This is a genomic window from Tardiphaga sp. 866_E4_N1_4 (genome assembly GCF_052076075.1).
Lineage (GTDB): Bacteria > Pseudomonadota > Alphaproteobacteria > Rhizobiales > Xanthobacteraceae > Tardiphaga > Tardiphaga robiniae.
Genome location: NZ_CP197242.1, coordinates 5,996,444 through 6,022,907 on the forward strand (window position 1 = coordinate 5,996,444; position 26,464 = coordinate 6,022,907).

The following is a 26,464-nucleotide window of genomic DNA, read 5'->3' on the forward strand; positions in this document are numbered from 1 at the left end:
CCAACGACTCCGGTATCGTTTAATATTGATGCAACGCTCAGCCGATTATTGAAGGCAACCGAAAGCGCGGCAGGAGATTTTTTCAATGACCAAGTTAGACGCGGAAGTCGACGATCTCATCGCCGCCTGCCATGGCGACACCCGCGGTACCGTGGCAGCGCTCATTCTCGTCAATCAGCAACTCGAGACCGAACTGGCCGAGCTGCGTGCGCAGATGGCCGCACGGCCGTTCGATGAGCAGATGGCGCACGCCGTTCTGCACTGATTGGTGACTTGATGCAGCGCAAGTGCGCCACAAGATTCGCGGTGTATAAATTCAATCTCGGCTGGGATTCGGAGCGCCCTTTTGGCGTAATCGGAATTCCGGGATGGAGGTTTGAATGCCCAGACAATTTGGATTGAAAGCGACATCGATTGCAGCGTCGACGCCCGCGACGGCGTGCAAAACGACGCTTGGCCTGATCGGATGGATGTTTGCGCCGAAGAACCGCGTGTCGCGTGGCGCCGCAGCGGGGAGGCGCTCATCGGCATATACGGCGCTGCCCTATGCGCCAGCAAGCTGGCGCGGCTCCCGTGGCCGGCGATCGGTCTCGGTCAACTGAAATCCGTGTGACGTCGCGCGCTAGCGTGTCGAGCGTTTGTCCGGTGTGGCTCGTTCCTTAATTGGCGGCTCTTCCAGAAATTTGTTGGTCGGGGATGGGTCGTCCGTCAGCCAGTCCACGAAGTGGACGGCATTCTCGATCCAGTCCATCAATCTCGTCCAGGCGCGTGTCAGGGCATGTGGCATACCGATTAGTCGCAGATAGCGCGGCTCGGGTTCAGTGGAGCAGCAAGAGCAGTGGATTGGGCCGTCAGGCGGCCTTCATCGTCATCGTCATCGTCATTGTCGGCTCGTCGTTGCCAGTTGTGCAGTCGGTAGGGATCTGATCGTCACCCAGTTGCCTGCGACGCAAGGCGGATTGCATCTTGCCGAACACCTTGACGACAGTACGGAGCTCCCTGCGCAGCTCTTCGATCTGCTTCGGTCTCGGGCCCTCGTGATATCCCCGCAAATACCTGGCCGCGGCGACGATCTTCGGCGAAAGCGGCGCCTTCAGCTTGACGGCGAGCACCAGCCCTTCTCCGATTGCCTGTTACGTTTTGCGTTGATGAATTGCGGTCGCTGCCGTCTGAGCCTGCCGCCCCGTCGAATTTCACCCGCGCGGAGCGGGCGCAATGTCCGCCGGCATAATATCATGCCCATCGCTATGTGTTAGCGCACTCAGGTCGAATGTCTCTCCGCGAATGCGCGATAGGGTGGACAAGGCGCGGTCGCGATCACTTTCCAGAAGCTGACCGAGATGTGTGACAGCGGCATTCGGCTTGCGCTGCCGGATCGCCTTCAATGTCGACGCCATCAGGTCGGCGCTGAGTCGGCGGATGTCACGGGTCTGATAGTCCAGCGGCGTCTTCCATATGGTTTCCCATACGGTCTGGTTGGCGAGGTCGGTGAGCAGTTCGACGAGCAGTTCGTTGCCCGAGCCGCGCGCAATGGTCTTTACCGCGCGCGTCGTGGTGTGTGCGAAAGCCATTGGGTCATCGATCTCGACTGCGACTCTCAACTCGTCGCAGCGGCGCGCCAATGTCTCGATGAAGCTTTCGACCGGCGTGGTCGCCATGGTGCGCACTGCCAGCATTGACAGTGCGGTGCGGACATTAAACAGGTCAGCCACCGATTTGAGCGACAGCGGCCTGATATAGGCGCCGCGCCGCGGAAAGATGTCGACCAGGCGGCGGCGCTCGAGAATGCGGATCGCTTCACGGATCGGGCCACGGCTGACGCCGAAATCGCGCGCCAGGTCGAGTTCGACAAGACGCTCGCCCGCTTTGCGGCGGCCGGAGACGATTTCGGCACCGAGTTCCTCCGCAACCTGATCGGGGATCGTACGCGGCGCAAATCTCCGTTCGACGTCGTGCTGGTTATCATTGAATGGCTTGCGAAGTGTCGCTGCCATGGCCGCCTCCTGTCGATGCACGCTTGCCGCGTCATACGGTCCTGTCTACCGCAGAAGTCAATTGTTGACAATTGACAGTCGATGACCTTTCATTGGTTACTGTCGCTTCAATACATACCGGCACAAGCCGGACCGCGATGGAACGTCCCGATGCAAGATCTGCAGAACAGGGGCAAGGGAGGTGAACATGGCGGCTCTGTTCGCGTCGGCGCATGTCCGACTGACAACACCCCAACAGACACGCGTCTGCGGCTTTCATCCGTATGTGCAAGTGCAGCACCGGAAAACCCTGCAGCAGTGGATGATGCGCGGCGTCATTGGTTGTGTGCTGGCTGGCGAAGCGCGATGACGGGTGCGATCGACATCTCCTCTCCCACGTCAGCACGCGTTGCCGGAATGCTCGATGCGGGCGTTTCGCCACAACCGCTGCTGGAAGTACGCGATCTCTCGCTGTCATTCGCGACGGCGCGCGGCGCATTGCCGATCACCCGGAACGTAAATTTCGCCATAGCGCCGGGCGAGCGCGTTGGTTTGGTTGGTGAGAGCGGATGCGGCAAGACCGTCACTGGTTTGTCGCTGCTGCGCCTGCTGCCGCCGCAATCGGCGCGAATCCAGGGGGATATCCTGTTCAACGGGACCAACCTGGCCACGCTGTCGCCGCGTCGCATGCGGGCCGTGCGCGGCCGTGAGATCGCGATGATCTTCCAGGAGCCTATGAGCGCGCTTGATCCTGTCTTCACGGTTGGCGACCAGATCAGCGAAGCTTATCGCATCCATTTTCCGGTCAGTCGCGCGGAGGGGCGCGAGCGCGCCATCGCTGCGTTGCGTGAAGTCGGTATCCCCGCGCCGGAACGCCGCTGCGACGAATATCCGCATCAACTCTCGGGCGGTATGCGCCAGCGCGTGATGATCGCGATGGCGTTGATCTGCAAGCCGAAGCTGCTGGTCGCCGACGAGCCGACCACGGCGCTCGATGTCACGGTGCAGGCGCAGATCACCGATCTTTTGCGTTCGTTGAGCGAGCGCACCGGCACGGCATTGATCTTCATTACCCATGATCTCGGCGTCGTCGCCGAAACCTGCACCCGCATGATCACCATGTATGCCGGTGAGGTCGTCGAGGACGCGCCGGTGGACGACGTGCTGACGCGGCCGCGTCATCCCTATACATCCGGACTGCTGCGCTCGCTGCCTAGCCTCAGCCCGCGCCGCGGTGTGCTGGCCTCGATCCCCGGCCGCGTACCGTCGCCCAATGCGATGCCGGCCGGCTGCCGCTTCCGATCACGTTGCACGCATGCCGTGGCGGGCTGCGAGCGGAGTCAGCCGATGATCGAGATCAAAAGCGGTCGTACTGCACGCTGCTGGCGTGCTCCCGAACTCGTGCTGCCGGGGGCGGTGAATTGATGTCTTCCGCGCAGAACCATAATAGCGACAGCGGCATTCTCGCAGTGCGCGACTTGCGGATCCTGTTTCCGACCCGCGATAGCCGCGACACCGTCAAGGCGATCGACGGCATGAATTTCGAGGTTCGCGCTGGCGAGACCTTCGGCATTATCGGTGAGTCCGGCTCGGGCAAGACCACACTCGGCCGTGCGCTGGTGTCGCTGCTGCCGCCGAGTCATGGCCAGATCCTGCATGACGGCACCGATCTGGCTGCCCTCAGCACCAGCGCATTCCGTAAGCACCGCCGCGATTACCAGATCATCTTCCAGGATCCGAATGCCGCGCTTAATCCGCGCATGACCATCATCGACAGCGTGGTCGAGCCGCTGGAGATCATGGGCGAGGGCGATCATGCCTCGCGCCACCGTCGTGGCATCGAGGTGCTGGAGCGCGTCGGCCTCGCCGCCGAAGCCGCCGATCGCTATCCGCATCAGCTGTCCGGCGGCCAGAAGCAGCGCGTTAACATCGCGCGCGTGCTGACGTTACGGCCCAAGGTCATCGTTTGCGACGAGGTGGTGGCGGCGCTCGACGTCTCCATCCGCGGCGACGTGCTCAATCTGTTTGCCGATCTGCAGCGCGAATTCGGTCTGACTTATGTGTTCATCACCCATGACATCTCGGTGGTCTCGCACATCTCCGACCGCATCGCCGTCACCTATCTCGGCAAGCTGATGGAGCTCGGTCCGGCCGAGGATGTGGTCGAGCGGCCACTGCATCCCTATACGCGTGCGCTGTTGTCGGCCGAGCCGTTGCCGTTGCCGTCGCATTTGCGGGTCGACCGCCGCATCATTCTCGAAGGTGAAATTCCGAGCCCGGTGGCGCCGCCATCGGGTTGCCGCTTCCGCACGCGCTGCCCGTCGGTGCAACCGCGTTGCGCCAAAGAAGTGCCAGCCTGGCGCGACGTCAAGCCGGGACACCGCGTGGCCTGTCATTTCGCCACGGCGGACGGGCCACCACCAGACAATCAAAAAGCGCAACGCGCATCATAATCATCGGGAGGATTTTCAAATGAAGACAATTGATCTGGGCGAGAAAACATTGCGCCGCCGTGACATGCTGGCGCTGATGGGCGGCGCTGCAGCCACCGGCGCGCTCGGCCTGCCGGCCTGGGCGCTAGAGGCCAAGAAGGGCGGCGTGCTGAAGGTCGCCGCGCCGGCCAATCCGTCGTCGCTCGATCCCGCCACCGGCGGCGCCGGCTCCGACCACAGCATCCTCTGGACCATGTATGACACGCTGGTGGAGTGGGACTACGAGACTCTGAAACCGAAGCCGGGGATGGCGAAATGGGCGTTCTCCGATCCGAAGACCATGGTGCTCGACATCAGCGCCGGCATCAAATTCCACGATGGCACACCGATGGATGCTGAGGCCGTCAAATTCAACCTCGAGCGCAACCGCACCGACCAGCGCTCCAACGTCAAGCCCGATCTATCCAGTGTGGATGCGGTCGAGGTCACCGGTCCGCTGCAGGTGACGCTGAAGCTGAAGAATCCCGACACCGCGCTGCCGGCCATTCTGTCGGACCGTGCTGGCATGATGGTTTCGCCGACCAATATCAAGGCGCTCGGCAATGAGACCGACCGCAAGCCGGTCGGCGCCGGGCCGTGGAAATTCGTACGCTGGAACGACAACGAGATCATCGTCGTCACCCGCCATGATCAGTACTGGCGCCAGGGGCGGCCCTATCTGGACGGCATCGAATTCAACATCATCCCGGAAAATGCTACCGCCTTGCGTTCGGTCGTCGCTGGCCAGAACGATATGGCGTTCCAGCTGCCGGCGCGATTGAAGCCGGTGATCGAGCGCGCCAAGAATCTGGAAACCGTCAGCTCGCCGACGTTGTATTGTATTCAGGTCTACTTCAATTACGGCCGCGCACCGCTCGACAACGTGAAGGTCCGTCAGGCGATCAACTTCGCGCTCGACCGCGATGCTTTCGTCAAGGCGGCGCTCAACGGCCTTGGCGAACCGGCGCGCATGACGCTGCCGAGCTCGCACTGGGCGTTCAACAAGGACGTCGCGGGGATGTATCCCACCAACACGGAGAAAGCGAAGCAGCTGCTCGCCGAGGCCGGCTACAAGGATGGTCTCGAACTGACCATAGGCGGCTATATGGATCAGGATTCCGTGCGGCGTGGCGAGGTGATCCAGGATCAGCTCGGCAAGGCTGGCATCCGCCTGAAATTCACCCGCGGCACCATTGCCGAAATCAGCGCGCAGTTCTTCGCCACCGAGAAGAAGTTCGACCTTCTTGTCTCGGCATGGACCGGGCGTCCTGATCCGAGCATGACCTACGGGCTGAGCTTTGACAAAGGCGCCTATTACAATGCGGGCCGTAGCGGCGAGCCGGAGTTGTCGAAGTTGATCCAGGAGAGCCGTGTCAGCGAAGATCTCGCCAAGCGCGCCGATGTGTTCGCCAAGATCCAGAAATTTACGGTGGAGAACGCCCTGTCGGCACCGCTCGCATTCCAGTTTGAACTCGATGCGCTGTCCGCCAAGGTGAAGGGCTTCAAGCCCAATCTGCTCGGCAAGCCGAAATTCGAAAACATCTCGCTCGGCTAATCCATCGGACACAGCAACCGGCGCCGCGGTGATCGCGGCGCCCTTAACTGGTGTGAATTGCGCATGTTGAATTCCGGACGTCTCCGCATCATCGGTCGTCGCCTGCTGCAGGCAATCCCGGTGGTGGTGCTGTCGACCTTCATCGTGTTCGGCCTGCTCAAGCTGGTGCCGGGCGATGTTGCGGTGACGCTTGCTGGCGACAATGCGTCGGAGCAGCGGATCGCCGAAATCCGCGAGCTCTATGGCCTGAACCAGCCGTTCCTGCTGCAATATGGCTCATGGCTCTGGAAGGCAGCGCATGGCGATCTCTCCAGCTCGCTGATTTCCAACGAAGCGGTGCTGACCTCGATCCAGCGCTGCCTGCCGCATACGCTGCTGATCGTCGCACTCGCGCTGTTCATGGCGATGTTGGTCGGTATCCCCTTGGGCATTGCCGCGGCAACCAAGCCCGGCTCGTGGATCGACGGCTTCGTCATGGCGATTGCCTCGCTCGGTGTCGCCGTGCCGAATTTCTGGCTCGGCATGCTGCTGGTGGCGTTCTTCTCGCTGCAGCTCAATTGGCTGCCGGCCACGGGTGCGGTATCGCTCATGAAAGATCCGTGGGCGTCGCTCAGTCATGCCATCCTGCCGGCGGTGGCGCTCGCGTCCGGCGGCATTGCCGAGGTGGCGCGGCAATTGCGGTCGTCACTCGTCGAGATACTGTCGTCGCAACAGGTTCGCACGCTGCACGCCAAGGGTTTGCCGCCATCGTCGATCCTGTGGCGTCATGGTTTGAAGAATGTCAGCGTCAATCTGCTCACCGTCGTCAGCCTGCTCGCGAACCGCTTGCTCGCGGCGACCGTCGTGGTCGAGGCCGTGTTCGCGATTCCCGGCATGGGCGGGTTGATCGTCAACGGCGCGATGAACCGCGATTTCCCGGTGGTGCAGGGCGTGGTGTTCACCATGGTCCTGATTGTCGTCATGCTCAATCTGCTCACAGACATTCTGTACAGCGTCCTCGATCCGAGGATTTCATCATGACGGATGCTGTGATGGCTCCCGAGCGTCGGCCGGGACCTTTCTCGGGTTTTGTACGCTGGTTCGTCAGTGATCTACGCGGTGCTTTCAGCCTGACTTTCCTCGTCGCGCTGTTCGTGATCTCGGTCCTCGGCCCGTGGATCTCGCCATACGCGCCGGCCGCACAGGATCTCGACGCGGCGCTGGCGACCATGTCGACTCAACATTGGCTGGGCGCCGACGATCTCGGTCGCGATACGCTCAGCCGCCTGATCTATGGCGGTATGGCGTCGCTCTATGCGAGCTTCCTTGCGGTCACAATCGCCGTTCTGATCGGCGTGCCGGTCGGCATTCTCGCCGGCTATCTTGGCGGCTGGGTCGATACGGTGATCAGCCGTGTTATCGACAGCTTCCTGTCGTTCCCGGCCATCGTGCTGGCGATCGCCGTGACAGGTGCGCTCGGCATCGGCCTCACCAACGGCATGATCTCGGTTGGCATCGTGTTTTCGCCGCAGCTTGCGCGCCTCGTCCGTGCGCGCACGCTGGTGGTGCGTAATGAGCTTTATGTCGATGCCGCGCGTTGCTTCGGTGGATCAACGCCACGGATCCTGTGGCGTCACGTGCTGCCGAACGCGATCCAGCCCGTCATCGTGCAGGTCACGCTGTTGCTGGCCGCGGCGCTCCTGGCGGAAGCGAGCCTCAGCTTCCTCGGCCTTGGCATCCAGCCGCCGGATCCGAGCTGGGGTTCGATGCTGGCGCGCGCCTATCAGAACATGGAAATCGCGCCCGAGCAGATGTATCCGCCCGGCCTCGCGATCCTGTTCACCGCACTGGCCTTCAACACGCTGGGTGAATCGCTGCGCGTCGCGCTCGATCCGACGATGAAACGCAACTGACCAAGACCAAGAACAAGGAAGACGGTGATGACCGCAAACGCCAAAGAAACTGAATATCTCGCCAAGCTGCACGAGCTGTGGGCTAAGGCCTGGCCGAAGGGCACGCCGAACAAGCCGCAATATCTGCATGGCGAAATCGCGCTAACCGAATATTTGCGCGCGTGGGCCAAGCGTAATCCTGAAAAGCCTGCGGTGATCTTTTATGGTCACGTCACCACCTATGCCGAACTCGACGCGCAGAGTGATCGCTTCGCAGCGTTGCTGATGGAGAAGGGCGTCCGCAAGGGTGACCGTGTCGCGGTGTTCCTGCCGAACTGCCCGCAATTCCATATCGTGTTCTTCGGCATCCTCAAGCTCGGCGCCATTCATGTGCCAGTGAGCCCGCTGTCACGCGCGTTCGAATTGTCCTACGAGTTGAATGATACCGACGCCGAGGTCATCGTGGCGCTGGATCAATTGGCGCCTGTGGTCGACCGGGTGCGGAGCGAGTCCAAGCTGCGCGAGGTGATCGTTACCAGTTTTGCGGATGTGCTTCCGGCCAAGCCGACCATTCCCGTTCCAGACTCGATCAGTGCGCCGCGCATTGCCATATCCGGTGCGACCGATCTGCTGCCGGCGCTGGCTGCGCTGCCCGCGCCAAAGCCGCTGCCGCCCGCCGGGCTCGATGATATCGCTGCGCTGAATTACACCGGTGGCACCACCGGCATGCCGAAGGGCTGCGTGCACACCCAGCGCGATATGGTCTATACGGCCGCCGCCAATCACGGCATCTCTGTCGTGGCCAATGAAGACAGCGTCTTTCTGTCGTTCTTCCCGGAGTTCTGGATTGCCGGCGAGAATTTCGGCCTGATCTTCCCGATGTTTACGGGCGCAACGCTTGTCCTGCTGGCGCGCTGGGATGCGATCGGGGCACTGTCGGCAATCGATCGCTACAAGGTCAATGTCACTGCGATGCCGGTGGATGGCGCCGTCGAGCTGATGGATCATCCGCGGTTCGGGGAATTCGACCTGTCGTCGCTTAATCAGGTGCGTGTCGTATCCTTCGTGAAGAAGCTCAATCCGGCCTATCGCAAGCGCTGGAAGGATCTCACCGGCACGATCCTGACCGAAGCCTCGTGGGGAATGACCGAGACCCATACATCCAATACCCTCACGGCGGGTTTCCAGGATGATGATTTCGATCTGCTGTCGCAGCCGATCTTCGTTGGGCTCCCGGTGCCCGGCGCGGAGTTCAAGATCACCGATTTCGAGACAGGTGAACTCGTGCCGCTCGGCGGCGAGGGCGAGATTCGCGTTCGCACGCCGTCGCTGCTGAAGAGCTACTGGAATAAGCCGGAAGCAACAGCGGAGTCGTTGATCGACGGCTGGCTGCGCACCGGCGATATCGGCACCATCGATACCGACGGCTTCTTGCATTTCCTCGGTCGTCGCAAAGAGATGCTGAAGGTCAAGGGTATGAGCGTATTCCCGCCGGAGATCGAGGCGCTGCTCGGTCAGCATCCGAAGGTTCTCGGATCGGGCGTGGTCGGTCGCGAAGACGCTAGCAAGGGGCAAGTGCCGGTCGCCTTCATCCAGCTCAAGCCGGAAGAGAGAGGCACCATCACGCCAGCGGAACTGCAGGCGTGGTGTGCCGAACGGATGGCCGTCTACAAGGTGCCTGAGATTCGCATCATCGACGCGCTGCCGATGACTGCCACCGGCAAGGTGAAGAAGCAGGAACTCGACGCAAACGCGCCGCAGTAAATCGAAACGTTACATGGCCCTGGGTGTGGATGATGCCACCCCGGATCGCGTCTGTTGTTCACGGAGAGTTTTGATGCCCTTTCGCAAGTTGCTGATTGCCAATCGCGGCGAGATCGCCATTCGTATCGCGCGCGCCGCGGCGGACGCTGGCCTTGCCACCGTTGCCATATATCCAGCCGATGACGCGCTGTCGCTGCATGTACGGATCGCCGACGAGTCCACGGAAATCCCCGGCCGTGGTGCGCGTGCTTATCTCGACATCGAAGGTGTGATTGGTGCAGCGAAAGCCACCGGCTGTGATGCGCTGCATCCGGGCTACGGCTTTCTCAGCGAGAACGCCGATCTGGCCCGCCGCTGCGCCGAAGAGGGCATCACCTTTGTCGGCCCGTCACCCGCGGCATTGCAGCTGTTTGGCGACAAGGTTGCGGCCAAGCAACTCGCCAAGCGCTGTGGTGTGCCGATCATCGCGGGCACCACGGGCCCCTCGACGCTTGATGAGGTGAAAGCGTTCTTCACATCGCTCGGGAGCAATGCCGCCGTGATGATCAAGGCCATGGCTGGCGGCGGCGGCCGCGGCATGCGCGTGGTCGAACGCGCCGCAGATCTCGACGACGCCTATGCGCGTTGTCAGTCTGAGGCCAAGGCGGCCTTCGGCAGCGACGGCGTCTATGTCGAGCGTCTTATTCGCAATGCCCGTCATATCGAAGTGCAGATCATCGGCGATCGTCACGGCGATATCAGCCAGCTCTGGGAGCGTGAATGCACGATCCAGCGCCGCAATCAGAAGCTGGTCGAAGTTGCGCCGAGTCCGTCGCTGTCACACAAATTGCGCAGCCGCATCGTTGAAGCCGCCAAAAATCTTGCGGCGGAGGCGAAGTATGACAGCCTCGGCACGTTCGAATTCCTAGTCGATGGCGAAGCCGGCGAGGGCGACGGCGCCTTCGCCTTTATCGAGGCCAATCCGCGGCTGCAAGTCGAACACACCGTGACCGAGGAAGTGCTGTCGGTCGATCTGGTGCGGTCGCAGCTCGCCGTTGCCGGTGGCGCCACGCTGGCGTCGCTCGGTCTCGATCAGGCCTCGGTGCCGAGTCCGCGCGGCTTCGCCATGCAGCTCCGCATCAATATGGAGATCATGGATGCCACCGGCGCCACCAAGCCGACCGGCGGCACGCTCGCGATTTTCGAGCCACCGTCAGGCCCGGGTGTGCGTGTCGATACGTTCGGTTATGCCGGTTACAAGACCAGTGCGGCCTTCGACTCGTTGCTGGCCAAGGTGATCGTCCACACGCCGTCGTCGAAATGGTCCGACGCCATAGCCAAGGGCACGCGGGCGTTACGCGAATTCCGCATCGAGGGCGTCGCCACCAATATCCCGTTGATGCGGGCGATCCTGGCCAACGCCGATTTCCAGGCCAATCGGATCAACACCAGCTTCATCGATCGCAACGTCGCCGATCTGGTCGCTGCCACACTGACAGCGGGCAAGCCGCTATTCGCCGCCAGCGGATCAACCGGTGATGCACGGACCTCCGCCGGCGTCGTACAGCCCGCGCCGGAAGGATCGATCCCGGTCGCGGCGCCGCTGCAGGGCACGGTCGTGTCCATTCCGGTGGCCGAAGGCGATGTTGTCAGGCCCGGCCAGCAACTCGCCATCATCGAATCCATGAAGATGGAGCATCTGGTGACTGCGGAGCAGGGCGGTCGCGTGACCCGGATCGCGGCATCCGATGGCGTCACGTTGATGCAGGGCGAGCCCATTCTGTATATCGAACCGCAGGACGTGGCGGCCGACCTCACGACCGAGGAAGCGGAGATCGATCTCGACCACATCCGGCCGGACCTCGCTGAAATGATTGCCCGTCAGGGCAACACGTTGGACGAAAATCGGCCATCGTCGGTCGAGCGCCGGCGCAAGACCAATCAGCGCACCGCGCGCGAGAATATTGCGCAACTGGTCGATGATGGCTCCTTCATGGAATACGGCAGCCTCGCCATTGCCGGCCAGCGGCGCCGCCGCGCGGTCGATGATCTCATCAAGAACACGCCGGCCGATGGTCTGGTCGCCGGTACGGCCACGGTCAATGCTGCGAAGTTCGGCGAGCACGAAGCACGCTGTATGGTGATCTCCTATGACTATACCGTGCTGGCCGGCACCCAGGGTCATATGAACCACAAGAAGATCGACCGCATGCTGTCGCTGGTCGAGCAGTGGAAAATGCCGCTAGTGTTCTATGCCGAAGGCGGCGGCGGTCGTCCCGGCGATACCGACCGGCTCGGCATGACGGGTCTCGACGGGCCATCTTTCGTGCAATTCGCCAAACTTTCGGGTCTCGTCCCGGTGGTCGGTGTGGTGTCCGGCTATTGCTTCGCGGGTAACGCTGCGATGCTCGGTTGTTGTGACGTTATCATCGCCACGAAGAACGCCTCGATCGGCATGGGTGGTCCTGCGATGATAGAAGGCGGGGGCCTCGGCGTCTATCATCCGGCCGAAGTCGGCCCGGTGTCGTTCCAGTCGCCGAACGGCGTCGTCGATATTCTGGTCGAGGACGAGGAGGAAGCGACACGTGCTGCGCAGAAATATCTGTCCTACTTCCAGGGTGCTGTGGCGGAATGGCGTGCGCCCGATCAGCGGCTGCTGCGACGTGCGATCCCGGAGAACCGGCTGCGCGTCTATGACATCCGCGCGGTGATCGATCTGATCGCTGATGAGGACTCCGTGCTCGAAATCCGGCGCGATTTCGGCGTCGGCATGATCACCGCATTCATTCGTATCGAGGGCAAGCCATTCGGCCTGATTGCCAATAATCCGAAACATCTCGGTGGTGCCATCGACGCCGCGGCCGGAGACAAGGCGGCGCGCTTTCTGCAGCTTTGCGATGCATTCGACATTTCGATCGTGTCGCTCTGCGATACGCCGGGCTTCATGGTCGGGCCGGAGGCGGAGAAGACCGCGATCGTGCGCCATGTCGCGCGCATGTTCGTCACCGGCGCGAGCATCACGGTGCCGTTGTTCGGCATCGTGCTGCGCAAGGGCTATGGACTCGGCGCGCAGTCGATGATCGGCGGCGGTTTCCACGCCTCGTTCTTCACGGCGGCGTGGCCAACCGGAGAATTCGGCGGCATGGGGCTGGAAGGCTACGTGCGGCTCGGCTTCCGCAAGGAAATGGAGGCGATCGTCGATCCGGTGGAGCGCGAGACCTATTACAAGAATAAGGTCGCTGAGCTCTATGCCAACGGCAAGGCGACCTCGATCGCGTCGGTGTTTGAGATCGATAATGTCATCGACCCCGCCGAAACGCGGCGCTGGGTGATGGCGGGTCTGCGTTCCGTGCCGAAGCCGCCGCAACGCGAGGGTCGCAAGCGCCCCTGTGTCGATACCTGGTAGCCACAACGAACCGACGGCTCACATTCCCGGAGGAGTTTCCAATGATATCAAAAGCATTCGATACGGCGATTGAGGACGCCGGAAATGCACTGATCGGCCCGTGGCGACAACCCCGACAGATGCTCCATGCGCAGACTTACGACTCTCACGCATCCATCCACGACGATGCCACCGCGCAGAAGCTCGGCTTCAAGGGCGGGACCATCGAGGGCCCGACCCATTTCAGCCAGTTTGCACCGCTCTGTGAACGACTGTGGGGCAAGGACTGGTTTGAGACGGGCTGTATCTCGGCGCATTACCGTGCTGCCGCCTTTGAGGGCGAGGAGGTACAGGCCGTTGTCGAAAAGCCGATTGATGGCGGGCATTATTGCACGATCAGGATGGTGAAGCGTGATGGCACCGAAGTGTTGCGCGGCAGTGCCTCAATTGGCCGCGATGCGCCAGCCTCTGCCCTCGACATACGGCTGACCGAACTGAAGCCGCTGAGTGATGCCGTAATCCTGCGCGACATCAAGCTCGGCATGACCACCGCATCGCAGACGGTTCGGATGGATTTCGATCAGAACATGGGCGAGCTCTATCCATTCTCGCTTGAACAAAAGCTCAAGGTCATCACCGAGCCGTCGCCATATTACGTGCCCGAGAGCGCAGGCAACTCGCCATGGGGACGCGCGATCATTCCGATGGAAATGCTCAGCGTGTTATTTCAGCACGGCAGCAAGAAGGATCGTCTGCCGGTCAAGGGGCCGGCAGTTGGCCTGTTCGCTGATCAGGAAATCCGGTTGCTCTGCGGTCCGCTGTTCGTTGGAGAAGACTACCGCATAGACCGCAAGGTCGTCGCGATGTCCGGCAGTAAACGCACCGAGAGCCTGTGGGTGCGCACTGAAGTCTTCGATAGCTCGAACGCGCTGGTCGCGACGATGCTGCTCAATCTGGCGACGCTCAAGGAATCCTACGCCAGCTACGACCAAGAGTACGCTACGCTTCCTCGAAGCCACGCGTAGCCTGATACGCCATCTTTTGGTTCAAGGGGCGGCGAGGCCGGGACAAGAGCATCGGCAATCAGACAAAATTATCTCGAGATGTGACGCTCGTCACATCCACCTCCAGCGGGAAGCAGTAAGGCTATGTGCCTCATCTGGAGGCGATCATGAGTGCATCGGAAGATGAACTGGAGCAATCCTATCGTCGATTATACCACCGCTTGATGATCAGGGCCGGAGTGATTTGCGTCGTCCTCATCTGTGCGATCATGGTTGGGCAGACCGCCGCAGTCCCCGCCATCGTGAAGCAAATCGTTTCAGGCTTTAACGATATGCATCCATCCCCAGGGGCGGAGGCGCCATCGCTACGCGTAGGTCGTAGTTGCCGGCTGAAGAACTCCTGGTCTATGATCGGGATAGCACAATTCGGTCCGGCGGCAGGTATTGAAGACAACGGCTGGCGTATCAAAGTCGAGTCGCGTGGCGACGTGGTTGCAATCTAGCCGTCAGGTGCGGCGTCCTGAAATCGCCGTTGTTCAAGTCTAGCTAACAAGTTCTTGCGGGAAAAATTGAGTGCGATCCGCCCGTGATACTGAGTTTGTGCGCATTAGTGCACAAGAGTGCAGATCAGAACAGTGACTAGCGTGGCTGATGGCTAGATCAAGCGCTTCACTCGCATTCGAGAATCCGGAATGGGTGGTGCGCACACTGCTCTTCGTGGACGTGGTCGAGTCTGTGCGACTGATGGAAGAGAACGAGGCCAGCACAGTACAGCGATGGCGTAAACTCGTTAAAACGGTAGATGAAGATATCCTGCCGCGGTTCGAGGGGCGGCTTGTAAAGAGCCTTGGGGATGGGCTCCTGATGGAATTCCCTCAATCTCCCCTCGCAGTGAAAGCTGCCTTTGCAGTCCAGAATGCGTGTGCGGTTATCAATGAAGGCGTTCCGCAAGATCAGTATATCCTCGTACGTGAAGGAGCTCACGTCGGTCATCTTCTTGCTGACGAGCACGATGTTTACGGGGCTGACGTTAACCTTGCAGCCCGGCTCACAGGTTTAGCCGGACCGGGGGAAATTGTTGTATCGGCCGATGTTCGCGATCAACTCGTGCCTGTATTGGATGCCGACGTCGAGGATTTGGGAGCTTGTTACCTTAAACATGTGCATGAACCCGTTCGAGCGTATCGTGTCGGCCCACCAGGGCCGCGACCCGTGATCGAGCCAGGTGCTGTATCAATGCCGAAGTTGCGCGCCACTGTCGCGGTCGTGCCTTTTACTGGGCTGGATGATGGTCCGGAACATCGGGTCATTGGCGAAGTGCTCGCCGACGAAATCATATCCGCGCTTTCGCGTTCATCGGAACTGAACGTCATCTCGCGCCTGTCGACTTCTGTCTTTCGCGGGCGGGATAATTCGGTCGAGGAGATCAGTAGCTATTTGACGGCGAACTACGTTCTGTCGGGCTCTTACCGCAAGGCCGGAAGTAAGCTACGGGTAAACCTCGAACTGGCATCTTCGTCGAATTTGACAATCGTTTGGTCTGACTCGTTCGTTTGTAGCGCGACAGCTTTGATCAACGGAAAGGATGGTGCCGTCGCGGGTATTGTGACGGCGGTCAGCTTGGCGATCATGGCGCGCGAGCTTGAACGTGCACAGTCGCAATCACTCCCGACCGTCGAGAGCTACACGCTGTTGATGGGGGCGATCGCGCTCATGCATCGCCTTTCGGTGCAGGATTTTGACAGGTCGCGCCAGATGCTCCAGGTCTTGACCGAGCGTATGCCCCGGCAGGCCGTGCCATGGGCATGGATGGCCAAGTGGCACATATTGCGGGTCCAGCAGGGATGGACCGATGACTGGAGTGCGGATACGCAACTGGCGCTCGATTGCGGGCGGCGAGCACTGAGTGCCGATCCGCGCTGTTCCCTCGCGCTGGTGGTTATGGGCTTTGCTCACACCAATCTGCTGAAACAATTTGACGTCGCGCAGGAGCAGTATGACCTCGCGCTGCGCGTCAATCCCAACGATGCGATGGCGTGGCTGCTAAAGGGAACGCTTCTCGCCTTCAAGGATGCAGGAAAGTCGGCAGTCGAGCACACCGAGCACGCGCTGAAACTGTCGCCGCTGGATCCTCACAGATACTTCTACGATTCCCTGGCCGCAACGGCTGCTCTCTCTGCCGGGCAATACAAGCGCGCCATCGATCTTGCCAACCGTTCGTTGCGCGCCAATCGCACGCATACATCCACGTTTCGCGCGCTGGCGATCGCGCAATGGCAGCTCGGCCTTCAGCAAGAGGCGCGGAAGACGGTGACCGAGTTGTTGAAACTCGAGCCGGGCTTGACGATCGCGAAATATCGCGAGCGTCACCCCAGTGGGGGATATGAAACCGGCCGCATCTGGTCGAGCGCATTGCAGGGAGCTGGTGTACCGAATTAGCAGAACGGGAGCAAAAACATGTGCACGATGGGTCCTGAAGGCGGTGCAGGAGGCGCGGGGGGCGCAGGCGGCGCCGGTGGTGCTGGGGGAGCGGGAGGTGCCGGAGGCGCGGGCGGTGCTGGAGTTGGGCCCTACGGCAGTTACGGGTCGCCGCTGGTTGCCGATGCACTCGTCAAGCACCGCGACGGTATCGTCGGAAGCTGGCTCGGTCAGACCGTCAATCGGTCGCCACGTGGGCTGGACGACAAGCAGAACCTGGCGCTTTGGGAGCCATGGGTGCGGGCGGCCGTCATAGACTTCGAACTGCTGTCGTACCTCCATTTTACAAGTCACTCAGAGACATTCAGCTACAAGGATCAGGGTAAGAACATCTCCCGGACGCCGAGCGAAAATTCGGTCACGGTCTGGCAATTCCACGTTCAAACCACGGCGGCCGATCCCTCTCCCAAAGCGAAATCGAGCCGGATTGCGACTTTGATCCGCCCGCCGGCCGAGACTTTCAAAGGCCAGCTGGATTTTCTGGATCAATATTCCGATCTTCGCGAGGATCGTGTTTCGGAAATCGTGACCCAGCTCGGCCCTCAATATGCGTTCTGGAGTTCGGTCGTGAACCTCCATCCGGATCGTACCAAGAAGACGATCGAGCTGCTCGATGCTGCTCTTCGGTTTGCAACCGCGGTGGAAATGCGCATCAAGCATGCTCTGGCGTGCTGGCGACCGTATGAACTGTCGTCTCAGGTTCAACCGATCATTCTGACGCCGGGCCACGGGACATTTCCGAGCGGTCATTCCACCGAAAATCACATGATTGCGCGCATCCTGTGGGAGCTGTACGGGCGCGAGCCTAAACTTGGTGAGCAGTTGATGCGACAGGCGGCGCGGATCGCAGTGAACCGCACAGTGGCGGGTGTCCATTTCCCGGTCGACACTGCGGCCGGGCAGGTGCTCGGACTGTCGCTTGCCCGCTATTTCATTTTGCGGGCGACGACAGGTGGGCCGAGCTTCGACGCATGGCGTTTCGACGGCGGCCGATACGGTACTACTCAGGACTTCGATTTTCACAATTTCTATGATCCTGCAACCGGGCAGGAAAGGCTGAGTCCACTGATCGATCCGCCCTATGTTGATCTGCTCCCCTCCACGCCACCGGCTGTATCGCCGATTTTGAAGTGGCTGTGGGACGCGGCGTTTGCAGAGGTGAGCTAGCTGCTAGGGCATGACGGTAGGGCAATCGCATTCGCGAGGTGTGCGTTATGGCAGAAGGACGGAAGCGGATTTCACCTTATCTCGAATGGGCAGTGCTGACCGAGTTCGCTTATCTCCCGGGTGAGTGGTTCTGGGTCTTGTTGGAGCTTGATGGACCAGTGGAAGCCCTTGCCCGTTCCGTTGTGCGCTCGGGGCTGGATCAGTTCATTCGAATTCCCGCGGTCTATCAGGAGGCGCCACCCTCGCTGAGAGGTGCCGATCTAACATGCTGTATGGCGATTGCGAGACGTGAGGCTCTTTCCGCATTTGTTTCCGGCAAGGTATCGCGCGGTGACGCCAAACAGTTTGCGCCCCTGCTGTCCTCGATCAATCGAATCGAGCTTGGAACGCCGACGACGAATCTGTTCGAGAAGACTGAACCGATCGAGCAGCAGTTGCTTGCCACGAGTCCGTCGCGGCGGGCAATTGTCGCGATCATCGATGACGGATTGGCGTTCGCCCATGAGAGATTCCGCTTTCAGGATGGCCGATCGCGGGTGAAGTATTTCTGGAACCAGGACGATCACACAAATACAGGCCGGCCGGCCGGATTCGGCTGGGGGCGGGAGCTGCAGGAGAACGAGATCAATCAGTTTCTGGCGTCCTGCACGCATACTGGATTGCTGGATGAGGATGAGTTCTATCGGTTGGCCGGCCAGAAGCTGGCTGCTCGCCGCGCCAAGCACGGTACACACGTCATGGACATCGCCTGTGGGCTCGATCCAAAGCATGCGGCTCCCGAAGATCCCAGCCTTCCCTATATCATCGGCGTTCAATTGCCGAAGTGGGTGACAGAGGAGACGTCGGGCGCATTCCTGACTCCGAATGTCTACGCCGCCATCTCTTATGTACTCAGTCGTGCGGATCAGATTTCGGTGGCCGAAGGAACGGGTCCGATCCCTGTGGTCATCAATCTGAGTTATGGGACCATTGCCGGCCCGCACGATGGCACGTCACAGCTGGAAGCTGCGATCGATCAGTTGATAGCGTCACGCACCGCACCGCTCAGGGTCGTTCTGCCAGCCGGAAATCACTATCTGGCGCGATGTCATGCCTTGGTCGAACTGTCTCAGGCATCAGTCCCTGGCCAGTCGCCCAAGCGCTTGCGGTGGCGCGTGCAGCCCGACGATAAGGCCAACAGCTTTATGGAGCTCTGGCTGCCCAAACAGGCAACAGAGAAGTCCCAACCCGAAATCGCCATAAGGATTACCACCCCGACCAACCAGCGCAGTCCTTGGATTGGGGCTAACCAGAACTGGCAGTGGCGCATATCAGGCCAGCTCCGGTTTTTCGGGAAATACTATACTGCAGTCGGGGAGCGATCGCAGATATTCCTTGCTATGGCGCCCACGGCTGATCTCGCAATGCCCTCGCTGACTGCGCCGTCCGGGACGTGGTTGATCGAACTCAAAAACAAGGGAGCAGCCACGACAGTCGATGTCTGGGTTCAGCGCGGCGACACGCCATTTGGCTATCCGTTGTCAGGGCGGCAATCTCGGCTTGAAGACGAGAATTACGTGCGCTTCGATCCTGCCGGGCGACTGGAGCAAGATGACAAGGGCTCCAGCCCGGTCCGGAGGGAAAGTACAATCAACGCATTGGCGACAGGGACGCACGCAATCGTCGTGGGTGCATATCTTCGCAGCGACAAGGCCGTCAGCGAGTATTCGGGGGCCGGAGGGCGCGCGACATCAGATGGCACGTCCCCCATCCGAAGCCCCGATGTGTCGGCAGTTGGAGACGAGTCGCCAGTGCACAGGAATCTACTTGCCGCCGGTACGCGTAGCGGATCCGTTGTGACGATGAATGGGACAAGTGTCGCAGCTCCGCAGGTGACGCGATTGATCTCGGAATTGATGATCGCGCAGCTTGCTTGCGATCGTCCGGACGTACAGCGCATCGCGAAAACAGGAGACACAAAGGCGCCAGGTCCCGGCTCACCATTGGCTGTACGGATTGGGGCTGGCCGGCTCGATCGGTGCGGACGTCCAAACAGACCTTAATTTTGGACCGGTGCGGAGCACAGGGGACATCGCGGTGTCGAAAACGAAGGCAGCGAGCTCAGCGAGCCGTCAGGCAGCAATGCGCATGAACGCGATCTTCAGCGACCTCGCGCCCGAGACGGTTGCCCAGCTGTTTCATCGCGCGTCTTTCCAGACCTTCGAACGGGGAGACTACATTTTTCGACGCGGAGACCCTGGGACGTGCCTGTTCGGAGTTGTGGAAGGCTCGGTGAGGATGTGTGCATCCTCTCCTGACGGTAAGAGCGCGGTGTTAAATCTGATCAGTGCCGGTCAGACATTTGGTGAGATTGCTGTTTTGGATGGCCTCGACCGAACAACTGATGCAATCGCGAATAGCGATTGTGAGATCTGGGGAATTGCGCGGCGCGATCTGATCCCCCTGGTTAGAACCGAGCCGGCTTTGGCTGCAAAGTTCATTGACTTGTTATGCGCCCGCCTGAGATGGACAAGCGAGCATCTGGAAGAGGTAATTCTTCACGGCCTGGAGGCTCGTCTTGCCCATATCGTCATAAAATTTGCGGAGCCGAATGTGCAAAGGGATGGATCCCTTGTGGTGAATATGACGCAACAGAGCGTCAGCGAGATGGTGGGCATTTCGCGGGAGCGCGCAAATAAAATCATATCCACCTGGGCCGATCGCGGCTGGGTTCTGGTCAAGAATCGTACACTTGTCCTTCTCAATGCTCAGGCGTTGAGAAACATTGCCACGCGAAGTTAGAACGTGACGATGCCTTTACCGATCGGACGTGCATTTTACCGCGGAACAGTGAAAAGATCTGGTGCTTTTGGTCTCCCGAGAGACTCTGGCTAGAGGACGAAGGCCACGCGGCGCGGGATCGACGAAGCTAGCGGGAAAAGTTGCAATCGGGATAATTGCTGAGGCGTTCTGGTGATATTGAGTTCGATCACAACAACATCAATAGCCTGACTCACATCTTCAAATCGTCCGGTTTGAAATCGAGCCCGATGTCGAGAACGCCGACGCTATGGGTGAGCCATCCGATTGAGATCAGATCGACGCCGGTCGCAGCGATGCGTGGCGCTGTCGCGGGCGTGATGCGGCCGGAGGCTTCGGTTACCGCCCGACCTGCGACCATCGCGACAGCTTCCGTGAGCGTCGCTGCATCCATATTGTCGAGAAGCACGGCGTCTACACCGTGATCGAGCGCTTCGCGCAGCTGATCGAGCGTATCGACTTCGAGTTCGATCTTGACCAGATGCCCGACACCGGTTTTCGCCCGCTTCAACGCCTCGGTTACGCTGCCGGCGATGGCGACGTGATTGTCCTTGATGAGCACGGCATCGTCGAGGCCGAACCGATGATTGCTGCCACCGCCAACGCGGATCGCATATTTTTCGATGGCGCGCAGCCCTGGCGTTGTCTTGCGCGTGCAGACAATTTTCGTCTGGTAGTCTCGGACCGCTGCAACCACAGAGGCAGTCGCCGTCGCGATTCCGCTCAGGCGGCACAGGAAATTCAATGCGACCCGTTCAGCGGTCAAAATACCTCGCGCGGGGCCGGTGATCGTGGCGATCACGTCGCCGGGCGCCAGGACTGCGCCGTCGTTGCGCTCGATATGCATCTCGATCGCGGGATCAATCAGTTGAAAGGCCAGTCGAGCGAGGTCGAGCCCGGCCACCACGCCGGGCTGGCGCGCAACAAGAAGTGTCGTGGCGCGTCGGCCGGCTGGCACGATCGCATCGGTCGTGAGATCGCCGGCTCGCCCGAGATCTTCAAGCAACGCCATGCGAACCAATGGCTCGATCATGACATGGGGGAGCGGTGAGGGCGTCATGGCGATCCTTTGGGTTAGACGACGAGTTCCGGGATGTCGTTTCGCGCGGCTTGAAGCGCGTCATCAAGGCGCAGCGTCGAACGCTGTGCCAGACTCGTGTGCTTCGGGAAGTCCGTGCGTGCATGCGCGCCGCGGCTTTCTTGGCGGCGCAAGGCAGCGATCACGATCATCAGGCCGACAATTGCGGGATCGCTTGCAGCTTGCTGCGAGATCGCGAGGGGATAGAGCGCGCGGGCGGCGGCACGCAGGCCTTCGCCATCGCGCAACACGCCTGCGGCACGCGACAGAATAGGGCGCACCGAACTTGGGTCGCTGTCTGTTACTCCACCGGGCAACATTGGCGGACGTCGCCGGGTGGAGGTCGTTGCGGCAATATTCTCGGCAACCCAGCCGCCACACACGGCCGCCTCGAGGAGTGAATTACTGGCGAGCCGATTTGCGCCGTGCAGACCAGTGCAGGCTGCTTCGCCGCAGGCCCACAGACCGTCGACGGAGCTCCGCCCGGTCCGGTCGACGAGTATGCCGCCCATGTGGTAGTGCGCAGCGGGACGGACTGGGATTGGCTGCGTAACCGGATCGATTCCTGCATCGCGACAAAGTGCCGTGATGGCCGGGAAACGCTGCGCAAAGTCGATTCCCTTCACGCGCCTTGCGTCGAGAAAAACCCGATGCCCCGCCGCGATGTGCCGCCAGACGGCACGTGCAACGATATCGCGGGACGCAAGCTCCGCGCCGGGGACACCCGCCATGAAGCGATCGCCATTCCCATCGACCAGGATCGCGCCTTCTCCGCGTACGGCCTCACTAATGAGCTTCAGTGGAGAGGACTTGCTGTCGAGCGCCGTCGGATGGAATTGGATAAATTCAAGATCGGCCATGACGGCGCCGGCGCGTGCTGCGAGCGCGAGGCCCTGGCCAAAGGATCCAGCCGGATTTGTCCCATGCAGAAACAGACCTCCGATGCCACCGGTCGCGATGACGACGCGATCGGCGGCAAAGAGCACGGGTCCCGGGCCGGTATGGCCAAGAAGACCCACCACTGCATTGTCCTCGACGACCAGGCGCTGTGCCGTGGCTCCCTCGATCACCGTGATCGAAGGCGTCTCGCGAACCCTGCGGACCAGAGCTCGAATAACGTCCCGGCCTGTTGCATCACCCCCGGCATGGATGATCCGGCGGCGCGAATGCGCGGCCTCGAGGCCGAGGACGATCTGGCCACTGGCATCCCGATCGAAAATGACGCCGAGCCGCGCCAACTGTTCAATTGCGGCGGGCGCTGCGGCGAGGATTGAGGCTGCGATGGCTTCGTCGCACAAGCCATCACCGGCAGCGAGTGTGTCTGCCAGATGCAGCGAAGTAATATCATCTGCCCCGATACCAGCAGCGATACCGCCTTGCGCGAGCGCGCTCGACGATTCCGAGCCCAGCGGCGCGCCGGTCAGGAGCAATACGGGCTGCGGCGCGAGCGCCAGGGCTGTCATGAGGCCTGCGATGCCGCCGCCGATGATGACGGGAGCGCCGTCCGTATCGTGCAACGCTGTCATGTGACGGCCAGCATTCGCTCGACCGCGAGGCGTGCGCGCGCTGCAACACTGTCGTCGATCGTGACCTCGTGCTGCATCGTCTCCAACGCGTGACGGATGTTGCCGAGCGTGATCGTCTTCATGTGCGGACAAAGATTGCACGGACGAATGAATTCGAGGTCCGGATACTGGATGGCGACATTGTCGCTCATCGAGCATTCCGTCAGAAGCACGACGCGCGGTGGTCGCTTGCTTGCGACGTAGGACGACATGGCGGCCGTCGAGCCGGCGAAATCGGCCTCCGCCAGGACGTCCGGCGGGCATTCCGGGTGCGCCAGTACGACGACACCAGGGTGGTTCTCGCGCAATTGACGCACCTCTTCGGCGCTGAAGCGCTCGTGCACCTCGCAATGACCAGTCCAGGTAATCACCTTGACTTTGGTCTCGGCGGCAATATTCCTGGCCAGATATTCGTCCGGCAGCATGATCACGCGTTCAACGCCAAGCGACTCGATCACCGCCTTGGCATTGCCCGAGGTGCAGCAGATATCCGACTCGGCTTTCACCGCTGGCGAGGTGTTCACATAGGTCACGATCGGGACGCCGGGATAATTCTGCCGCAGCAGCCTCACGTCCTCGGGCGTGATAGAATCCGCAAGCGAGCAGCCGGCGCCGCGATCGGGAATCAGCACGGTCTTCGACGGATTGAGTAATTTGGCCGTCTCGGCCATGAAGTGAACGCCGGCGAGAACGATGACGTCTGCTTCCACGTGCATTGCTTCACGCGCCAGTGCGAGACTGTCGCCGACTATGTCCGCGACGCAGTGGAAGATGTCCGGTGTCTGATAATTGTGGGCAAGGATGACCGCGTTGCGGCTCTTCTTCAACGCGATGATCGCGTCGATATCTTTTGACAGCATCGACCATTCGATCGCGGGGATCGCGTGGCGCACTTTCGCATAGAGTTGTTCCGAAGGACGCAGTTCAGGTATCGACAGCATGATATATACTCTCGTTGAGCATATGTTATACTGTAATCGAGTATAAGGATTGTCAAGCCCCCGAGACGGGAAGTTTGGTTCCGGCGATGGCGCGTTCCGCAAGGACGGCACGGCGGAAGCGGAAGAGTTTTGCAGGACGTCCGCCGGTGTCCTGGCTGGTTTCGCCAGTTTCCTCAACGAGTTCCTGCTGCTCGATCAGGCGGCGGAAATTCGGCTTGTGCACTTGCCGTCCGGCCAGCGCCTCAACACAGCGTTGCAATTGCAGCAGCGTGAATGTGTCCGGCATCAATTCAAATACGACAGGATGGTATTTGATCTTGGCCCTAAGTCTTGCAATTCCGGTGGCCAGAATCCGGCGATGGTCCAAGATCATGGGGTGACCCGGCGCGTTCGAAGCCGCACGGGTCGACGTGGATGCTGAGGAATTTCCGCGTGTCGCCTCCGGGATCAGTCTCGCCTCATATAAAAGTTCGTACCTCTGCAGAACCAGTTCCTCGTTCCAGCTGTGCTCCTCGAAACCGAAGAGCATTGCGGTGCGTTGCCGACGAGCGCGCTGCGCCGCCCGATCAGATGCTGCAGAAGCCCAGGCTTTGAGCCCTGGCTGCAGGGTCTTCTCCATCAGCGGCGGTGGGCCGTCACGATGATCCTCCCAGGGGAAATAATCATACCAGCCGCGCCATCTGGCCTCGTGTTCGCCGAACGCCGGTTGTTCTCGTGTCAGGCCAAGATAGCTGATCGAGATGACATGCTGCCCAGTGGCGCCAGCGCGATCGCGATCGGCAAAGGTGTAAAGCTGTTCGACATAACCGAGCGGCAACCGTGTCTGCCGTTCGACCCAGGCACGCAGCCCCGATTGCAGCGAGCGATGGGCGAGTTCGAAAGGCCCGGAGGGCAGGGCGCGCTGATCCTGGATCGTGAGAACACGAGGCTCACCCGAGGTCACGGCGACCAGCACGGCAACAAGATCAGTCGCAATTCCTTGCGGTGATGACTGCGCTGCCAGCGCTGGCCTGGAATTGGGGCTGTCAAGCGGGTCCATGAGCTGGTCTGCTTAAGTGTTTAGAGGGGCAGGGTGAAAGGCTGCATCGCGAATCCACGCCGATATTTTAACATGAAGCTGCAACGCGACGCGCACGGCAATAGCGGCCATCCAGACTTGAATGGGTCGCGTCAGCGCACTTTTCCGGTGTAACATCCCAGTTGCCGTACCGCCTTGTGAGGTCACGTGCGGATTGCCGAGCTGAGTGAGCGTGATGCTTCTTTAGTCGCCAGTGTCTGGATCGTTCCAGCCTTGTTGCCGTATTGTCTTCGAATATTACTTTGTCGTTGTCGTTCATGTTTGACTTTTAGTTGGCCGGGAAATTCCGGCAGTTCGCACGCGAAAAGCCCGCCGTGTGCTAGCGGGGCACAGACACCGAAAGAACTCACGGCCCGCTTATATCTCGTCAATCGGAGAATTACATACACTTGGCGGCCGCTTATGGCGCTAAGGCGCCATTTAGCCCTATAGCGTAGATTCCTCTTGCTCGATGGGAGTGGTGGGGCTGGGACGGGTGGCATGGAGTCTAGCTATGCCTGTCTGGAATAAGGGGCAGATCGTTGGTCAAAAACTTCCGTTAAAACCGAAAGAAGTCTGGGAATACGAACCAGATTAAAGGTTGCCTCGAATCTCCGAGAGCTTGCTCTCTTCAACCTTGCGATCGACAGTTAGCTTCGCGCTTGCGATTTGACGTCGATCAAAGTGAGCAATTTGACGATATCGGGCGTCCTGCGCGATCGGGCGACGGTCATCCAAAGAAAGACCGGACGGCCGGTCCAGTTCGAGCTCTCCGAGCACACAAGGTCCGCATTGGAGAAATGGATCGTTGAACGAGAACTGACATCGGCCGACCACCTGTTTCCGAGTCGGATGTGCTCAAAACTTCATTTGTCTGCCCGACAATACGGGAGAATCGTAGATCGATGGGTCACCAGTATCGGGTTGGACCGAAGACGCTATGGGACGCATTCGATGCGTCGGACAAAAGCATCTCAGATTTATAAGAAAACCGGAAATCTTCGAGCGGTGCAATTGCTCTTAGGCCACACAGAACTCGAAAGTATGGTGCGGTATCTTGGAATTGAGGTAGATGATGCACTTGTCATGTCTGAGCGGGGGTGGACCTCTAAAGGGATCTAAGGCGCATCATGCAGTGACGCGGCTTTTTTGGCGCGAAGCAGGCACTACGAAATAGTCGCTTGTGAATCAAGACGGGGATGCAGCTCAATCCGTCTTGAATTCTTTTGAAGGAAGCGGAGGCCTCGGCGCGAGGTTCGAGCTATCCTGGAGTTGGCACAACTTTGGTCGGTAATTGTTCACGCGGTTTGGCGAGACACGATAGACCGCAGTAAGTCGCCTACGACATAGTGCCGCGACCGATCATTCAAAGTCGAT

The 26,464-nt window shown here is 60.4% G+C and carries 22 protein-coding genes and 1 pseudogene; 17 read left to right on the plus strand and 6 right to left on the minus strand.

Features of this window, described 5'->3' with window-relative positions; all coding sequences use genetic code 11:
* The first annotated feature begins 85 nt into the window (after positions 1–85).
* Both AB8B20_RS28855 and AB8B20_RS28860 read left to right on the plus strand, forming a co-directional pair.
* Positions 86–265, plus strand: coding sequence for a hypothetical protein (locus AB8B20_RS28855; protein ID WP_089268001.1), 180 nt, complete (start codon positions 86–88; stop codon positions 263–265).
* A 115-nt stretch (positions 266–380) separates the two neighbouring features.
* Positions 381–602: a hypothetical protein gene (locus AB8B20_RS28860; protein WP_439070601.1), complete on the plus strand. Its 222-nt coding sequence runs from the start codon at positions 381–383 to the stop codon at positions 600–602.
* A 249-nt stretch (positions 603–851) separates the two neighbouring features.
* On the opposite strand, the gene AB8B20_RS28865 is transcribed toward AB8B20_RS28860, so the two are convergent.
* Together AB8B20_RS28865 and AB8B20_RS28870 are read right to left on the minus strand one after the other, a co-directional pair.
* Positions 852–1,112 carry a hypothetical protein gene (locus AB8B20_RS28865; RefSeq protein ID WP_439070602.1) on the minus strand — a complete coding sequence of 87 codons (261 nt, stop codon included), beginning with the start codon at positions 1,110–1,112 and terminating at the stop codon, positions 852–854.
* 81 nt (positions 1,113–1,193) lie between these two features.
* Positions 1,194–1,994, minus strand: coding sequence for a GntR family transcriptional regulator (locus AB8B20_RS28870; protein WP_439070603.1), 801 nt, complete (start codon positions 1,992–1,994; stop codon positions 1,194–1,196).
* Between the two features lie 187 nt (positions 1,995–2,181).
* On the opposite strand from AB8B20_RS28870, the gene AB8B20_RS28875 reads away from it, so the two are divergent.
* The 14 genes from AB8B20_RS28875 (at position 2,182) to AB8B20_RS28940 (ending at position 20,428) form a co-directional block, all read left to right on the plus strand.
* Positions 2,182–2,343, plus strand: a complete 162-nt coding sequence (locus tag AB8B20_RS28875) for a hypothetical protein (RefSeq protein ID WP_439070604.1) — start codon at positions 2,182–2,184, stop codon at positions 2,341–2,343.
* Positions 2,340–3,398 (plus strand): ABC transporter ATP-binding protein, encoded by a 1,059-nt coding sequence (locus AB8B20_RS28880; RefSeq protein ID WP_439070605.1) that lies wholly within the window; start codon positions 2,340–2,342, stop codon positions 3,396–3,398. The genes AB8B20_RS28875 and AB8B20_RS28880 overlap by 4 nt, the downstream gene beginning before the upstream one ends.
* Positions 3,398–4,426 carry an ABC transporter ATP-binding protein gene (locus AB8B20_RS28885; protein WP_439070606.1) on the plus strand — a complete coding sequence of 343 codons (1,029 nt, stop codon included), beginning with the start codon at positions 3,398–3,400 and terminating at the stop codon, positions 4,424–4,426. The genes AB8B20_RS28880 and AB8B20_RS28885 overlap by 1 nt, the downstream gene beginning before the upstream one ends.
* Before the next feature lie 19 nt (positions 4,427–4,445).
* Entirely contained in the window at positions 4,446–5,999 is a 1,554-nt protein-coding gene (locus tag AB8B20_RS28890; RefSeq protein ID WP_439070607.1) for an ABC transporter substrate-binding protein, read from the plus strand.
* Positions 6,000–6,062: 63 nt separating this feature from the next.
* Entirely contained in the window at positions 6,063–7,019 is a 957-nt protein-coding gene (locus AB8B20_RS28895; protein WP_439070608.1) for an ABC transporter permease, read from the plus strand.
* A complete protein-coding gene (locus AB8B20_RS28900) occupies positions 7,016–7,891 on the plus strand; it encodes an ABC transporter permease (protein ID WP_089267992.1) in 876 nt (291 codons plus the stop codon). The genes AB8B20_RS28895 and AB8B20_RS28900 overlap by 4 nt, the downstream gene beginning before the upstream one ends.
* Before the next feature lie 27 nt (positions 7,892–7,918).
* The gene (locus AB8B20_RS28905; RefSeq protein ID WP_439070609.1) at positions 7,919–9,634 is read left to right on the plus strand and encodes an AMP-binding protein; all 1,716 of its coding nucleotides are present in this window, start codon (positions 7,919–7,921) and stop codon (positions 9,632–9,634) included.
* Positions 9,635–9,707: 73 nt separating this feature from the next.
* Positions 9,708–13,019: a carboxyl transferase domain-containing protein gene (locus AB8B20_RS28910; RefSeq protein ID WP_439070610.1), complete on the plus strand. Its 3,312-nt coding sequence runs from the start codon at positions 9,708–9,710 to the stop codon at positions 13,017–13,019.
* A gap of 41 nt (positions 13,020–13,060) precedes the next feature.
* Positions 13,061–14,023 carry a hypothetical protein gene (locus tag AB8B20_RS28915; protein WP_439070611.1) on the plus strand — a complete coding sequence of 321 codons (963 nt, stop codon included), beginning with the start codon at positions 13,061–13,063 and terminating at the stop codon, positions 14,021–14,023.
* Between the two features lie 146 nt (positions 14,024–14,169).
* The gene (locus AB8B20_RS28920) at positions 14,170–14,505 is read left to right on the plus strand and encodes a hypothetical protein (RefSeq protein WP_175368192.1); all 336 of its coding nucleotides are present in this window, start codon (positions 14,170–14,172) and stop codon (positions 14,503–14,505) included.
* A 196-nt stretch (positions 14,506–14,701) separates the two neighbouring features.
* Positions 14,702–16,441 (plus strand): adenylate/guanylate cyclase domain-containing protein, encoded by a 1,740-nt coding sequence (locus AB8B20_RS28925; RefSeq protein WP_439070612.1) that lies wholly within the window; start codon positions 14,702–14,704, stop codon positions 16,439–16,441.
* Positions 16,442–16,459: 18 nt separating this feature from the next.
* Positions 16,460–17,647, plus strand: coding sequence for a phosphatase PAP2 family protein (locus AB8B20_RS28930; protein ID WP_439070613.1), 1,188 nt, complete (start codon positions 16,460–16,462; stop codon positions 17,645–17,647).
* A 47-nt stretch (positions 17,648–17,694) separates the two neighbouring features.
* A complete protein-coding gene (locus AB8B20_RS28935) occupies positions 17,695–19,689 on the plus strand; it encodes a S8 family serine peptidase (protein ID WP_439070614.1) in 1,995 nt (664 codons plus the stop codon).
* Positions 19,690–19,774: 85 nt separating this feature from the next.
* The gene (locus AB8B20_RS28940; protein ID WP_439070615.1) at positions 19,775–20,428 is read left to right on the plus strand and encodes a Crp/Fnr family transcriptional regulator; all 654 of its coding nucleotides are present in this window, start codon (positions 19,775–19,777) and stop codon (positions 20,426–20,428) included.
* 211 nt (positions 20,429–20,639) lie between these two features.
* On the opposite strand, the gene nadC is transcribed toward AB8B20_RS28940, so the two are convergent.
* Genes nadC through AB8B20_RS28960 form a run of 4 tightly spaced genes read right to left on the minus strand, consistent with a single transcriptional unit; the run spans position 20,640 to position 25,069 of the window.
* Positions 20,640–21,506, minus strand: a complete 867-nt coding sequence (gene nadC, locus AB8B20_RS28945) for a carboxylating nicotinate-nucleotide diphosphorylase (RefSeq protein WP_439070616.1) — start codon at positions 21,504–21,506, stop codon at positions 20,640–20,642.
* A 14-nt stretch (positions 21,507–21,520) separates the two neighbouring features.
* On the minus strand, positions 21,521–23,050 hold the full coding sequence (locus AB8B20_RS28950) for an L-aspartate oxidase (protein WP_439070617.1): 1,530 nt from the start codon (positions 23,048–23,050) through the stop codon (positions 21,521–21,523).
* Positions 23,047–24,030 carry a quinolinate synthase NadA gene (nadA, locus tag AB8B20_RS28955; protein WP_439070618.1) on the minus strand — a complete coding sequence of 328 codons (984 nt, stop codon included), beginning with the start codon at positions 24,028–24,030 and terminating at the stop codon, positions 23,047–23,049. Before nadA ends, AB8B20_RS28950 begins: the two co-directional genes overlap by 4 nt.
* 52 nt (positions 24,031–24,082) lie before the next feature.
* Entirely contained in the window at positions 24,083–25,069 is a 987-nt protein-coding gene (locus tag AB8B20_RS28960; protein ID WP_439070619.1) for an NUDIX hydrolase, read from the minus strand.
* 532 nt (positions 25,070–25,601) lie between these two features.
* Between AB8B20_RS28960 and AB8B20_RS28965 the strand changes: the two are divergent.
* Positions 25,602–26,209: pseudogene (locus AB8B20_RS28965) on the plus strand (tyrosine-type recombinase/integrase).
* Positions 26,210–26,464 lie beyond the last annotated feature (255 nt).

Excerpts from the sequence above, each read along its gene's own strand:
- AB8B20_RS28920 (WP_175368192.1), top strand. The coding sequence starts at position 14,170 with ATGAGTGCATCGGAAGATGAACTGGAGCAATCCTATCGTCGATTATAC.
- AB8B20_RS28910 (WP_439070610.1), top strand. The coding sequence starts at position 9,708 with ATGCCCTTTCGCAAGTTGCTGATTGCCAATCGCGGCGAGATCGCCATT.
- AB8B20_RS28905 (WP_439070609.1), top strand. The coding sequence starts at position 7,919 with ATGACCGCAAACGCCAAAGAAACTGAATATCTCGCCAAGCTGCACGAG.
- AB8B20_RS28880 (WP_439070605.1), top strand. The coding sequence starts at position 2,340 with ATGACGGGTGCGATCGACATCTCCTCTCCCACGTCAGCACGCGTTGCC.
- AB8B20_RS28895 (WP_439070608.1), top strand. The coding sequence starts at position 6,063 with ATGTTGAATTCCGGACGTCTCCGCATCATCGGTCGTCGCCTGCTGCAG.
- AB8B20_RS28930 (WP_439070613.1), top strand. The coding sequence starts at position 16,460 with ATGTGCACGATGGGTCCTGAAGGCGGTGCAGGAGGCGCGGGGGGCGCA.
- AB8B20_RS28940 (WP_439070615.1), top strand. The coding sequence starts at position 19,775 with ATGAACGCGATCTTCAGCGACCTCGCGCCCGAGACGGTTGCCCAGCTG.
- AB8B20_RS28870 (WP_439070603.1), bottom strand. The coding sequence starts at position 1,994 with ATGGCAGCGACACTTCGCAAGCCATTCAATGATAACCAGCACGACGTC.
- AB8B20_RS28875 (WP_439070604.1), top strand. The coding sequence starts at position 2,182 with ATGGCGGCTCTGTTCGCGTCGGCGCATGTCCGACTGACAACACCCCAA.
- AB8B20_RS28900 (WP_089267992.1), top strand. The coding sequence starts at position 7,016 with ATGACGGATGCTGTGATGGCTCCCGAGCGTCGGCCGGGACCTTTCTCG.
- AB8B20_RS28860 (WP_439070601.1), top strand. The coding sequence starts at position 381 with ATGCCCAGACAATTTGGATTGAAAGCGACATCGATTGCAGCGTCGACG.
- AB8B20_RS28885 (WP_439070606.1), top strand. The coding sequence starts at position 3,398 with ATGTCTTCCGCGCAGAACCATAATAGCGACAGCGGCATTCTCGCAGTG.
- AB8B20_RS28950 (WP_439070617.1), bottom strand. The coding sequence starts at position 23,050 with ATGACAGCGTTGCACGATACGGACGGCGCTCCCGTCATCATCGGCGGC.
- AB8B20_RS28915 (WP_439070611.1), top strand. The coding sequence starts at position 13,061 with ATGATATCAAAAGCATTCGATACGGCGATTGAGGACGCCGGAAATGCA.
- AB8B20_RS28935 (WP_439070614.1), top strand. The coding sequence starts at position 17,695 with ATGGCAGAAGGACGGAAGCGGATTTCACCTTATCTCGAATGGGCAGTG.
- nadC (WP_439070616.1), bottom strand. The coding sequence starts at position 21,506 with ATGACGCCCTCACCGCTCCCCCATGTCATGATCGAGCCATTGGTTCGC.
- AB8B20_RS28855 (WP_089268001.1), top strand. The coding sequence starts at position 86 with ATGACCAAGTTAGACGCGGAAGTCGACGATCTCATCGCCGCCTGCCAT.
- AB8B20_RS28890 (WP_439070607.1), top strand. The coding sequence starts at position 4,446 with ATGAAGACAATTGATCTGGGCGAGAAAACATTGCGCCGCCGTGACATG.
- nadA (WP_439070618.1), bottom strand. The coding sequence starts at position 24,030 with ATGCTGTCGATACCTGAACTGCGTCCTTCGGAACAACTCTATGCGAAA.
- AB8B20_RS28960 (WP_439070619.1), bottom strand. The coding sequence starts at position 25,069 with ATGGACCCGCTTGACAGCCCCAATTCCAGGCCAGCGCTGGCAGCGCAG.